12 protein-coding genes are annotated in these 11,703 nt (G+C 60.7%); 10 read left to right on the top strand and 2 right to left on the bottom strand.

Annotated features, from left to right (window positions below):
* Positions 1 to 30 precede the first annotated feature (30 nt).
* On the top strand, positions 31 to 804 hold the full coding sequence (locus P9875_RS22755; RefSeq protein WP_278316672.1) for a tetratricopeptide repeat protein: 774 nt from the start codon (positions 31 to 33) through the stop codon (positions 802 to 804).
* A 72-nt stretch (positions 805 to 876) separates the two neighbouring features.
* Here the strand turns inward: P9875_RS22755 and lexA are convergent, their stop codons facing one another.
* Positions 877 to 1,512, bottom strand: a complete 636-nt coding sequence (lexA, locus tag P9875_RS22750) for a transcriptional repressor LexA (RefSeq protein WP_035821024.1) — start codon at positions 1,510 to 1,512, stop codon at positions 877 to 879.
* A 275-nt stretch (positions 1,513 to 1,787) separates the two neighbouring features.
* Between lexA and rpsF the strand changes: the two genes are divergently transcribed.
* From rpsF to P9875_RS22715, 7 genes are all read left to right on the top strand, one after another.
* Positions 1,788 to 2,177, top strand: a complete 390-nt coding sequence (gene rpsF, locus P9875_RS22745; protein WP_034750499.1) for a 30S ribosomal protein S6 — start codon at positions 1,788 to 1,790, stop codon at positions 2,175 to 2,177.
* Between the two features lie 20 nt (positions 2,178 to 2,197).
* On the top strand, positions 2,198 to 2,497 hold the full coding sequence (gene priB / locus P9875_RS22740) for a primosomal replication protein N (RefSeq protein WP_034783455.1): 300 nt from the start codon (positions 2,198 to 2,200) through the stop codon (positions 2,495 to 2,497).
* 25 nt (positions 2,498 to 2,522) lie between these two features.
* Positions 2,523 to 2,813 carry a 30S ribosomal protein S18 gene (gene rpsR, locus P9875_RS22735; RefSeq protein ID WP_010400024.1) on the top strand — a complete coding sequence of 97 codons (291 nt, stop codon included), beginning with the start codon at positions 2,523 to 2,525 and terminating at the stop codon, positions 2,811 to 2,813.
* Between the two features lie 27 nt (positions 2,814 to 2,840).
* A complete protein-coding gene (gene rplI, locus P9875_RS22730; protein WP_034783456.1) occupies positions 2,841 to 3,296 on the top strand; it encodes a 50S ribosomal protein L9 in 456 nt (151 codons plus the stop codon).
* A 135-nt stretch (positions 3,297 to 3,431) separates the two neighbouring features.
* On the top strand, positions 3,432 to 4,817 hold the full coding sequence (locus tag P9875_RS22725) for a replicative DNA helicase (RefSeq protein ID WP_034750488.1): 1,386 nt from the start codon (positions 3,432 to 3,434) through the stop codon (positions 4,815 to 4,817).
* Between the two features lie 91 nt (positions 4,818 to 4,908).
* The gene (locus P9875_RS22720; RefSeq protein WP_010400015.1) at positions 4,909 to 5,535 is read left to right on the top strand and encodes a DUF47 domain-containing protein; all 627 of its coding nucleotides are present in this window, start codon (positions 4,909 to 4,911) and stop codon (positions 5,533 to 5,535) included.
* Between the two features lie 42 nt (positions 5,536 to 5,577).
* The gene (locus tag P9875_RS22715; RefSeq protein ID WP_034783457.1) at positions 5,578 to 6,588 is read left to right on the top strand and encodes an inorganic phosphate transporter; all 1,011 of its coding nucleotides are present in this window, start codon (positions 5,578 to 5,580) and stop codon (positions 6,586 to 6,588) included.
* Between the two features lie 46 nt (positions 6,589 to 6,634).
* Here P9875_RS22715 and P9875_RS22710 read toward each other — a convergent pair whose 3' ends face one another.
* Complete coding sequence (locus P9875_RS22710; RefSeq protein WP_278316671.1) at positions 6,635 to 7,531, bottom strand: MBL fold metallo-hydrolase; 897 nt, start codon at positions 7,529 to 7,531, stop codon at positions 6,635 to 6,637.
* Between the two features lie 188 nt (positions 7,532 to 7,719).
* On the opposite strand from P9875_RS22710, the gene P9875_RS22705 reads away from it, so the two are divergent.
* Together P9875_RS22705 and P9875_RS22700 are read left to right on the top strand one after the other, a co-directional pair.
* Positions 7,720 to 9,342, top strand: coding sequence for a GAF and HD-GYP domain-containing protein (locus P9875_RS22705; RefSeq protein ID WP_278316670.1), 1,623 nt, complete (start codon positions 7,720 to 7,722; stop codon positions 9,340 to 9,342).
* 116 nt (positions 9,343 to 9,458) lie between these two features.
* Positions 9,459 to 11,594 carry a CHASE2 domain-containing protein gene (locus tag P9875_RS22700; RefSeq protein ID WP_423221860.1) on the top strand — a complete coding sequence of 712 codons (2,136 nt, stop codon included), beginning with the start codon at positions 9,459 to 9,461 and terminating at the stop codon, positions 11,592 to 11,594.
* Positions 11,595 to 11,703 lie beyond the last annotated feature (109 nt).

Here is an 11,703-nt window from a genome sequence, read left to right as displayed (position 1 = left end):
ATGTATCTATTTCTTAATTGGAGAGTGAGAATGAAAAAAATTGTATTGAGTGTTTTTTTATTATTTTCTTGCGCAGTATATGCTGATGACCTGACGGATGCGAATAAATTCTTGCAATCCAAGGCTTATCCGCAAGCCTTGGATTTGTACAAGAAGCTGGCTCAGGCTGGGAATGCCGAGGCTCAATTTCATTTGGGTGAGATGTATCTGTATGGTGAAGGGGTGGGCGTTGATGCCGCGCAAGCCGGCCAATGGTTTGGGCAGGCATCCAAGGCGGGCAACAAGAATGCCGAAGCCGCGCTTGCCCTTATGGCTAACCGTGTCGCGCGAAAAGGCGATATTGATTACTATGTCAACGCATATGCTGGCGAGGATGTTGCCCTGAGTAAGAGCAAGTGTGTCACTCCGGTGATCCCTGAGTTCTCCAAAACCAAGCGTCAGATCAGGGATGTAGCCGAGAGTGTTGATGCCTGGATGACGTGCTATAACAACTTTGTCAGTAACCTGAATGCTTCTTTGCCGCCTGGAAAAGCTATTCCATCTGCTATTGAGGCATTGATGAATGAGCAGGAATTTGAAAAGGCCAAGCTGCGCATGGATGCAGCCTATGCGAGGGTGAGTGCCGAAGGGCGTGAGCTGGCAAAAAATATCTTGGCGCAGCGCGATGAGTGGCACGCCAAAACAGAGGCGTATCTCTTGGCGGAGAATAAAAAAATTCAGACAGAAAATGAAATGAGTGAACTGAATCGCTCACGTACCGCGAACACGCCGCAATGGGTGACCAGTCCTTTGCCAAGCAAGTAAGACAGTCTTGCCGATGTGCGCAATAGGATGGGGAATTAAGCGCTCGCAGGTATGATGCAAGCGCTTTCCCTCTTAATGCCAGCTGCGCATCAGTCCGACGGCCAGTCCTTCCAAAGCAAACTCGTCTTCCGGCGATACGGTGATCACCTTGAAGTCCGGGTTTTCCGGCAGCAGTTCGATGACGGAACCCGTTTTCTTGTAGCGCTTGACGGTGACTTCGTCGCCGATGCGGGCGACGACGATCTGGCCGTTCTTGGCGCTGTCGACCTTTTTGACGGCCAGTAAATCGCCATCCATGATGCCGGCGTCGCGCATGGACCAGCCGCGTACCTTCAGCAGGAAGTCGGGCTTGGCCGAGAACAGGGCCGGGTCGACGTTGTAGCTCGCTTCCAGGTTTTCCTGCGCCAGGATGGGCGAGCCTGCCGCCACCCGGCCGATCAGCGGCAGCGACATCAGCAGGGCCGCCGGCACTTTCGAGGGCGCCGCTTCGGCGGCCGCGCCGATCAGGCGAATGCCGCGCGAGGTACCGGGCGAAATCTCGATCGCGCCCTTGCGGGCCAGGGCCTGCAAATGCTCTTCGGCCGCATTGGCCGATTTGAAACCCAGTTCATTGGCGATTTCGGCACGGGTGGGAGGAAAGCCCGTGTTTTCAATCGCGTCCTTGATCAGGTTCAGGATTTGTTCTTGTCGTGCTGTCAGCTTGATCATGAGCGGTGGGTGCATACTAAAATGCTGTCTATATGAACAGTCTGTATTTTTGTACAGTATCGTCCACTATGCAAGGGGATTTCCGTGTTTTCGGCGAATTTCGCAAGAAATAGTCGGCCATGGGCGGAAAGCACGCTGGCGCACGGTCTTTTCGGACGCTGATGGAAGGAATGATTGAAACGTTTGCAAAAGGCGGTTATAATCTTCGGCTGACCTTCCCACACCCGTCTTGACGCCGGGGTGGGCGATTATCAATCCGACCTGAAGGAGTTTGCATGCGTCATTATGAAATAGTCTTTATCGTCCATCCGGACCAAAGCGAGCAAGTGCCCGCGATGATCGAACGCTACAAAGCCAGCGTAACCACCCGCGGCGGTTCGGTTCACCGCGTGGAAGATTGGGGCCGCCGTCAAATGGCTTACTCGATCCAAAAGCTGCCTAAAGCACACTACATCTGCCTGAACATCGAATGCGACAACGAGACCCTGGTCGAGTTGGAAACAGCATTCAAATTCAATGATGCCGTGTTGCGTCACCTGACCGTTAAAATGAAGAAAGCTGAAACAGCTCCTTCGCCGATGATGAAATCGGTACAACGCGAAGACGCGGCCAAAAGCCACCGCACCGAAGCACCAGCAGCCGCTCCAGCCGCAGCAGCAGCTTAATTCTTGACCAGGATCGTGCGCTGAACCAGCTACAAGTCACCGCCATCATTGCCGAGCGCGAAATATTGCGCTATACCCCGGCAGGGCTGCCGATTGTGAATGCAGTATTGCAACACAGTTCGCAGCAGATGGAAGCAGGGATTGCCCGTTTGACCGAGTTTGATGTTGCCGCGCTAGCCGCTGGCGAAATCTCAGGCCGGTTCAGCCAGGCAAGCTTGGGCGGGGTGTATCAGTTCACGGGTTTCCTGGCCAGGAAGAGCCGCAACAGCAAGAGTTTGGTGTTTCACATCATTGATTTTAGTGCAGTCAATTCTGACTAGCGCATTTTAGATACAGGAGCCTGACATGGCATTCGGTAAAAAGTTCGACAAAAATAAGCTCAAGCTTAAAGAAAAACGCAAACAGCAAAACCCGTTGTTCAAACGCAAGAAGTTCTGCCGCTTCACCGCAGCTCACGTTGAGCAAGTCGACTACAAAGACGTCGACACGCTGAAAGACTTCGTCCAAGAAAACGGCAAGATCATGCCAGCACGCCTGACCGGTACCAAAGCGCACTACCAGCGCCAAGTTGACACCGCAATCAAGCGCGCTCGCTTCCTCGCGCTGCTGCCATACACCGATCTGCACCACGCTTAATCGGTCAGATATTCCTGGAGAAGAACTATGCAAATCATTCTGTTAGAAAAAGTTGTTAACGTCGGTAACCTCGGCGAAGTCGTCAAAGTCAAAGACGGTTACGCACGTAACTTCCTGATCCCGCAACGCCTGGCACGTCGTGCTACGGCAACCGCTGTGGCTGAATTCGAAGTCAAGCGCGCCGAACTGGAAAAAGCTGCTGCCGCCAAACTGGCCGCATCGCAAGCCCAGGGCGAAAAACTGAGCGGCCTGACCGTTCAAGTTGCTCAAAAAGCTGGTGTTGATGGCCGTCTGTTCGGTTCCGTCACCAACTTCGACATCGCTGAAGCGCTGACCAAGCAAGGTTTTGCTGTTGAAAAAGCACAAATCCGCATGCCTACCGGCCCGCTGAAGATCGTTGGCGAGCACAACGTTTCGGTTGCTCTGCACACCGACGTGGTTGTGGAAGTTGTTATCGCTGTCGTTCCAGACGCGAACGCGTAATTGTCTGCGGGCCTGGCCCGCAAGCATTGCCGCACGATGAAAAGCCGGGTTCGCCCGGCTTTTTTGTGGCCTTTTTTTCGCTCAATTTCAGCCCTTTATTTTTGCCAGCACGCCGAAGCGGGTATAATTCGCGCCATGAACGCCCCCTCTGATCCGCAACTGGATTCCCTCCGTATTCCGCCGCATTCGATCGAAGCAGAACAATCCGTTATCGGTGGTCTGCTGCGCGACAATGCCGCATATGACCGCATCGCCGACTTCATGCATGCGGAGGATTTCTATCGCTATGACCATCGCATCATCTTCGAGCAAATCGTCAAGATGGTTAACGCTTCCAAGCCAGCCGATGTCATTACTGTTTTTGAAACCCTGACCCAGCTCGGCAAGGCCGATGATGTGGGCGGACTCGCTTACCTGAACGCCATGGCGCAAAACACGCCATCGGCCGCGAACATCCGGCGTTACGCCGAGATCGTGCGCGACCGCGGCGTGCTGCGCAAACTCATCACCGTCGCCGACGATATCTCCGGCACGGCCTTCAGCCCGCAAGGCAAGGAAGTCAAGCAGATGCTTGACGAGGCCGAATCGAAGATTTTCGCCATCGCCGAAGAAGGCGCACGCGGCGCCCAGGGCTGGACCGCCATCCAGCCCCTGCTGACGCAGGTGGTCGAGCGCATCGACGAACTGTACAGCCGCGACAACCAGAGTGAAATCACGGGCGTGCCCACCGGTTTCATCGATCTCGACCGCATGACCTCCGGTCTGCAGCCGGGCGATCTGGTGATCGTGGCGGGCCGTCCATCGATGGGCAAGACGGCGTTTTCCGTCAACATTGGCGAAAACGTGGCCATCGACAGCGGCTTGCCCGTGGCCGTGTTCTCGATGGAGATGGGCGGCGCCCAGCTGGCCATGCGTATGCTCGGCTCCGTCGGACAGCTCGACCAGCACCGTCTGCGTACTGGCCGCCTGAACGACGAAGACTGGCCGCGCCTGACGAATGCGATTCAGAAGATGAACGACGCGCAGTTGTACATCGATGAAACACCGGCGCTCAATTCCATCGAATTGCGCGCCCGTTCGCGCCGTTTGTCGCGTCAATGCGGCAAGCTGGGCCTGATCATCGTCGATTATTTGCAGCTGATGTCGGCCAATACGCCGGGCGACAACCGCGCCACGGAGATTTCCGAGATTTCACGGGGCTTGAAAGGCCTGGCGAAAGAACTCGGTTGCCCCGTGATCGCGCTGTCCCAGCTGAACCGCTCGCTGGAACAACGCCCGAACAAACGTCCCGTCATGTCCGACTTGCGCGAATCGGGCGCTATTGAGCAGGATGCCGACGTGATCCTGTTCATTTACCGCGACGAGGTGTATAACCCCGACTCGCCAGACAAGGGAACGGCCGAAATCATCATCGGTAAACAACGTAACGGTCCAATCGGCAGCATCCGCCTCACCTTCATGGGGCAGTACACCAAATTTGGCAATTACAGTGGTGGCCTGGCGCTTTACCAAGGCGACTAACACAGCAGCACTGATATTCCATTGGCCGCCCCCTCATACGGGGCGGCTTTCTGTAGTAAATAACACGACTCAATGCTTAACGGAGAATGACATGTTTGGACGCTTGATGCCCACTGAGGGCAAGTTTTTTGAATTGTTTAACCAGCACGCGGAACTGTGCGTCAAGGGCGCGAAAGAGATGCTCGGCCTGATGACCAATTTCGACGACCTGGAAAACCGCGTACATGCGATCGAAAGCATCGAGAAACAGGCGGACAAAGTCACCTACGCCACCGTGGAAATGCTGCACAAGACCTTCATCACGCCGATCGACCGCGATGACATCCATCAGCTGATCACGCGCCAGGACGACATCCTCGACCTGCTGGAAGATGCGGCGCAAACCGTCTCGCTGTACGACCTGAAAGCCGTCACGCCGGAAGCCAAGCGCCTGGCCGAACTGGTGCTGGCCTGTACCGAAAAAGTGCGCGACGCCGTCGCCATGCTGCACAACATGGACAACTCGCGCAAGATCGTCGCCATCTGCGAAGAGATCGACCGCCTGGAGTCGGACGCCGACCACGTGATGCGCGCCGCCATGTCCAAGCTGTTCCGCGACGAGCCGGACGTGCGCAATCTGATCAAGCTGAAAGCGATCTACGAAATTCTGGAAACCGTGACCGACCGTTGCGAAGATGTGTCCAATATTATCGAAGGCATCATCGTCGAAAACGCGTAAGCGTTGGGCCTGTCCTGAACCAGAATCAGAAAAGAAACTACAATGACCATACAAATCAGCATCTACGTGCTAGGCCTGTTGATCGTCCTCGCGCTGCTGTTTGACTTCATGAACGGCTTCCACGATGCCGCCAACGCGATCGCCACGGTGGTCTCGACGGGCGTATTGAAACCGCAGACCGCGGTTGCCATGGCTGCCACGTTCAACTTCGTCGCCATCTTCGTGTTCCACCAGCTGACCGTGGCCGCCACGGTGGGCAAAGGAACCATCGATCCGGCCGTGATCGACCAGTACGTGATCTTCGGCGCGCTGATGGGCGCCATCTTCTGGAATTTGTTTACCTGGTACTACGGCATTCCTTCGTCGTCCTCGCACGCGCTGATCGGCGGCCTGGTGGGCGCCGCTGTCGCCAAGTCCGGCACGGGCGCGCTGGTCGCGGCCGGCCTGTGGAAAACCGTCGCCTTCATCGTCATCGCACCGGTACTGGGCTTCGTGTTCGGTTCCATCATGATGCTGCTCGTGTCGTGGATATTCGTGCGTTCGACGCCGCGCAAGGTCGACAAGTGGTTCCGCCGTTTGCAACTGGTATCGGCCGCCGCCTACAGCCTGGGCCACGGCGGCAACGATGCGCAAAAAACCATCGGCATCATCTGGATGCTGCTGATCGCCGCCGGTTATTCCAGCGCGGCCGATGCCATGCCGCCGATGTGGGTCATCATCTCGTGCTACACGGCCATCAGCTTCGGCACCCTGTTCGGCGGCTGGCGCATCGTCAAGACCATGGGCCAGAAGATCACCAAGCTCAAACCGGTGGGCGGCTTCTGCGCCGAAACGGGTGGCGCGATCACCCTGTTCGTCTCGACGGCGCTGGGCATTCCCGTGTCGACCACGCACACCATCACGGGCGCCATCGTCGGCGTCGGCTCGTCGCAAAAAATGTCGGCCGTGCGCTGGGGCGTGGCGGGCAATATCGTCTGGGCCTGGATCTTCACGATTCCTGCCTCCGCGTTTGTTGCCGCAGTCGCTTGGTGGATTGGCCACCACATCATGTGATGGATAGCCAACGCCAGTAAAAAGGGAGCCTTGCGGCTCCCTTTTTTTATGCGCCGGCCAATTCCACCGTCAGCCCCTCGCAGGCGAGGAACACCTGCAAGCCGGCCAGGCGGCTCGCATAGCGGCCCATCACGTCGGCAAACACGGCTTCGAGCTGTTCGTCGCTGCGGGTCGGTTCGTGGTGGGTGCAGTACAGGCGCCGCGCGCCGCAGCGCAGGGCCAGGTCGAAGGCGGCGTCGAAGGTGCCGTGGCCCCAGCCCTGCTTGCCCGGGTATTCCTCGCGCGTGTACGAACAATCCATGATCAGCGCGTCGACGCCGGCGACCAGCGCGTCGATGCCGGCCTGGCGCTGCGCATTGCGCGCCGCGCAGGCCGCATGCTCGGCATGGCCGGGCGGATGCAGGTTGTAGAACGGTTCATGGTCGCCGCTGAAAAACAGCGCGGCGCCGCCGCAGTCGATGCGGTAGCCGAGGTTGACGACGGGGTGGTTCATTTCCGCGCCACGCACGTGCGCGCCGCCCACTTCGACCGCTTCGCCGGGTGCCAGGGTGCGGTACTCGATGCAGGCCGCCATGGCCGCTTCGCTGACGGGAAAATAGCTGTTTTGCAGCTGCACCGCCATCACGTGCTCGATGCCGCGTCCGGCGGCCGCATCGTGGGCACCGTGCAGGCGCATGCGGTTGCCGGCCACGAACAGGGGCGAAAACATGGGCAGGCCGTGGATGTGGTCCCAGTGGCTGTGCGTAATGAAGACGTGCGCGTCGACGGGTTCGCCTGGCGGCAGGTGCTGCGCCAGCGAGAAGATGCCGCTGCCCGCATCGAGAATGATCAGGCTATCGTTGTCGGTGCGCACTTCGATGCACGTGGTGTTGCCGCCGTAGCGCGCCGTGCGCGGGCCGGGGGAGGGGATGGAGCCGCGCACGCCCCTGAACGTGAATTTCATTCAGTACCTTGTTACGGTGTAATTATTGTTGATTCTATTCTAATTAATAAGATTGGCGGCAACATTTATGCGTGTTGCGATACGGAAAGTTATTTCATTTTGTTGTAACTAAGTAATGTACAGTGCGCGGGACGGCCGTTACACTGGCGCTTGCCGGTTTCCCTTTTCTTTACCTGATTGCCACCAACATGCCTCAGTTGCACCCTGAGAAAATCGCCCACAGACTGGAGCAATTGACCGAACTCAGTGTCGCGCTCGGCCACGGCCTGGGCGGCGAGGGGCACGATATCGGCGCGCTGTTGCAGCGCATCGTGCTGCTGGCAAAAAGCATGAGCGGCGCCGATGGCGCGACCCTGTACCGGCCCGTGGCCGAGGGCCGCCAGCTGGCGTTCGACATCAGCGTCAACGACAGCCTGGGCATCGCGCAGGGCGCGGACATGGGCTTGCCGGGCGTGGCCCTGTACGACGCCGCCGGCCAGCCTAATCTGGCGTCGGTGGCCGCGTATGCGGCGAACCTGCGCCGCAGCGTGAATATCGCCGACGTCTACCGCGACGAGGGCTTCAATTTTTCCGGCATGCGCGAGTTCGACCGCCACCACGGCTACCACACGCAATCGATTTTGACGGTGCCCATGAGCGACCACGAGGGCGACCTGATCGGCGTGCTGCAGCTGGTCAATGCCAAGGATGGCGAGACGGGCCAGGTGCGCGCCTTTTCCTCGACCGATCAGCGCTTCATCGAGGCGCTGGCCGCGCAGGCGGGCGTGGCGCTGACGAATCAATTGCTGATCTCGCAGCTGGAAGAGCTGCTCGAGTCCCTGGTCACCCTGATCAATATCGGCATCGATGAAAAGTCGCCGTACACGGGCCGCCACTGCCAGTTCGTGCCCGAGCTGACGATGCTGCTGGCCGATGCCGCGCACGCCACGCAAACGGGGCCGCTGGCCGATTTCCGGCTCAGCGACAGCGAGCGCAAGCAGCTGTGGCTGGCCGGGCTGCTGCACGACTGCGGCAAGATCACCACGCCCGTGCACGTGGTCGACAAGGCCACCAAGCTGGAAACGATCTTCGACCGCATCGCCCTGATCGACACGCGCTACGAAGTGCTGCTGCGCGACGCCGAGATCGCGGCCCTGCGCCAGCAGGCGGCGCAGCCGCAGCAACAAGACGCCATCGCCCGCGCGCTGGAACTGGAGCAAACGGCGCTGCGCGAAGAGCGCGATTTCATCCGCACGGTGAACGTCGGCGGCGAAAGCATGGCGCAGGCCGATCAGGAGCGCGTGCGGCAGATCGCCAGGCGCCGCTGGCGCGCGGCCGATGGCGAACTGCGCGATTTTCTCGACGCCGACGAGACGGAAAACCTGACCATCCGCGCCGGCACCTTGACGGCGGCCGAGCGGGCCATCGTCAACAACCATATCAGCGTGTCGATCCGCATGCTCGAAGCGCTGCCGTGGCCCAAGCACCTGCAAAAGGTGCCGGAATATGCGGGCGGCCACCACGAGCGCATGGATGGCAAGGGCTATCCGCGCGGGCTGACGAAAGAGCAGATGTCGGTGCCGGCGCGCCTGATGGCCATCGCCGACATTTTCGAGGCGCTGACGGCGCGCGACCGCCCCTACAAGAAGGGCAAGTCGCTGTCCGAATCGCTGCGCATCCTGGGTAACTTTAGCCTGAACGGGCATATCGACCCGGAGCTGTTCGACGTTTTCATTCGCAGCAAAGTCTATCTGACCTTCGCTGAAAAGCACATGCATCCTAGCCAGATCGATGCCGTCGACGAGGCGGCCATTCCGGGCTATACCCCTTGAAGCTGTCGCTGGCCTGGCGCAAGCATGGGGCGCGAACGCTGCTGGGCATATTCCTGAGCGTGGCGGCGGCCGTGCTGTGCCTGGCCGGCAATGACACGATTGCGCGGCTGGACGCCATGCTGGGCGACTGGCGCATGCGGGCCGAGACGCCGCAGCTCGACCGCCGCATCGTCATCGTCGACATCGACGAGCAAAGCCTGGCGCGCGTGGGCCGTTTTCCCTGGAGCCGCGACGTCCAGGCGCGCCTGGTGCGCCAGCTTACGGGCCATTACGGCGTGGCCGCGCTGGGCTTTGACATTGCATTCCCCGAAGCGGACACCAGTTCCGGCTACGCCGTGCTGCAAGGCCTGGCGCAGGGCGAACTGGCTGGCGTGGCCGGCTTGACGGCGCAGCTGGAAAAACTGCGCCCGGCCATGGATTACGATGGCCTGTTCGCCGAAGCCATGCGCGGCCAGCCCGTGGTGCTCGGCTACAGCGTCTCGGAGCAGCAAAGGAAGGGCGTGCTGCCCAAGCCGGCCTTCACCGTCGCCGACCTGAATGGCCGCACGGTGACGGCTTACGTGGCGCGCGGCTACGAAGCCAATATCGCGCCCCTGCAGGCGGCCGCGCAGGGCGCCGGCATCTTCACGGCGCTGACCGATGCCGATGGCGTCGTGCGTTCCTCGACCCTGTTGCAGCGTATCGGCGACGGCTATTACCCGTCGCTGTCGCTCGCCACCGTCGCCGTCTACCTGCAGGCGCGCGCCATCGCTCCCCGTTTCACGGGCACGGCCGACACCCTGTCGGCGCGCGAGCTGGCCGGCGGCGGGCTCGAACACATCATGCTGTTTACGCCGCGTGGCGCGCTGGCGATCCCCGTCGGCGAAGCCTTGACGACGACGGTGCAGTACCGCGGCGCGGGCGGCCCCGATGGCGGCGCCTTCCGCTATGTCTCGGCGTCCGAGGTGCTGGCCGGCACGGTGCCTGCCGCGCTGCTGAAGGGCGCCATCGCGCTGGTGGGCACCACGGCGCCCGGTTTGAACGATATCCGCGCCACGCCCGTGAATGCCGAATATCCGGGCGTGGAAGTGCACGCCAACCTGATCAAGTCCATGCTCGACGGGCGCTTCAAGGCGCGGCCCGACTATGCGCTGGCATTGGAACTGGTGCAGATCGTGCTGTTTGGCCTGTTGCTGGCGGGCGCCCTGGCCGTGCTGCCGCCGGCCGGCGTGATGCTGGCGACGCTGGGCGCGCTGGCGGCCGCCATCGGCATCAACCTGTACCTGTACACCGCGCATGACCTGGTGCTGGGCGGCGCCGTGCTGCTGTTGCTGATCGCGGCGCTGTTCATCGCCAACCTGGCGTGGGGCTACTTTTTCGAGGTGCGCAAGGGACGCGCGCTGGTGGCACGTTTCGGCGAATACGTGGCGCCCGAACTGGTGGCCGAGATGGCCGACGATCCGCAGCGCTACACGATGGAGGGCGAGAACCGCGAACTGACGGTGCTGTTTGCCGACGTGCGCGGTTTCACAGCCATTTCCGAGCAGCTGGCGCCGGCCGCGCTGCGCGAATACATCAACGCCTACCTGACGGCGATGTCGGAAGATATCCGCGACAGCCATGGCGGCACCCTGGATAAATACATCGGCGACGCCGTGATGGCGTTCTGGGGCGCGCCAGTCGCCTTTGACGATCACGCCAGCCGGGCCGTGGCCAGCGCCCTGCTGATGCAGGCCAGCGCGGCGCGGCTGAACCTGCAGTTTTGCGCGCGCGGCTGGCCGGCGCTGCGCATCGGCATCGGCCTCAATACGGGGGCCATGCATGTGGGCGACATGGGCTCGCGCATTCGCCGCGCTTATACCGTGATGGGCGACAGCGTCAACCTGGCCGCGCGCCTGGAAGGCGCCAGCAAGCTGTATGGCGTGGGCATCGTGGTGGGCCAGGCCACGCGCGCCGCCGCGCCGGATTTCCTGTACCGCGAACTCGATCGCATACGCGTGCTGGGCAAGCAGGAAGCGGTGGCCATCTTCGAGCCGCGCTGCCTGCTGGCCGGCGCCCCCGCCGCCGAACTGGCGCAGCTCGAACGCTGGCACGCGGCGCTGGCCCGGTTGCGCGCGCGCGACTGGGCGGCGGCCGGCGCGCAGCTGGCTCGTTTGCAGGCGGACTTTCCCGACGACGGCTTGTACCGGCTGTACGCGGCGCGCCTGGAGCAGTACCGCGACGCGCCACCGCCGGCCGACTGGGATGGCGTGACGGAATTACACAGCAAGTAAGGCTGTCAGCGCGCCGGAAAATGCTAGCGATTGCGGCATTTTTATCCTGCTGCGCGCATGGTTTGTTGCGCTGCGATGAAAATCGCGGAGAAATGTTAGAAATTTCTGA

This window comes from Janthinobacterium rivuli (assembly GCF_029690045.1).
Lineage (GTDB): Bacteria > Pseudomonadota > Gammaproteobacteria > Burkholderiales > Burkholderiaceae_D > Janthinobacterium > Janthinobacterium rivuli.
This window is presented reverse-complemented; position numbering and strand designations above follow the sequence as displayed.

What these genes read in the sequence shown, in the direction of transcription:
- rpsR (WP_010400024.1), top strand. Translation starts at nt 2,523, where the DNA reads ATGGCATTCGGTAAAAAGTTCGACAAAAATAAGCTCAAGCTTAAAGAA.
- lexA (WP_035821024.1), bottom strand. Translation starts at nt 1,512, where the DNA reads ATGATCAAGCTGACAGCACGACAAGAACAAATCCTGAACCTGATCAAG.
- P9875_RS22710 (WP_278316671.1), bottom strand. Translation starts at nt 7,531, where the DNA reads ATGAAATTCACGTTCAGGGGCGTGCGCGGCTCCATCCCCTCCCCCGGC.
- P9875_RS22715 (WP_034783457.1), top strand. Translation starts at nt 5,578, where the DNA reads ATGACCATACAAATCAGCATCTACGTGCTAGGCCTGTTGATCGTCCTC.
- P9875_RS22705 (WP_278316670.1), top strand. Translation starts at nt 7,720, where the DNA reads ATGCCTCAGTTGCACCCTGAGAAAATCGCCCACAGACTGGAGCAATTG.
- P9875_RS22700 (WP_423221860.1), top strand. Translation starts at nt 9,459, where the DNA reads ATGCTGGGCGACTGGCGCATGCGGGCCGAGACGCCGCAGCTCGACCGC.
- rpsF (WP_034750499.1), top strand. Translation starts at nt 1,788, where the DNA reads ATGCGTCATTATGAAATAGTCTTTATCGTCCATCCGGACCAAAGCGAG.
- P9875_RS22755 (WP_278316672.1), top strand. Translation starts at nt 31, where the DNA reads ATGAAAAAAATTGTATTGAGTGTTTTTTTATTATTTTCTTGCGCAGTA.
- rplI (WP_034783456.1), top strand. Translation starts at nt 2,841, where the DNA reads ATGCAAATCATTCTGTTAGAAAAAGTTGTTAACGTCGGTAACCTCGGC.
- P9875_RS22720 (WP_010400015.1), top strand. Translation starts at nt 4,909, where the DNA reads ATGTTTGGACGCTTGATGCCCACTGAGGGCAAGTTTTTTGAATTGTTT.
- P9875_RS22725 (WP_034750488.1), top strand. Translation starts at nt 3,432, where the DNA reads ATGAACGCCCCCTCTGATCCGCAACTGGATTCCCTCCGTATTCCGCCG.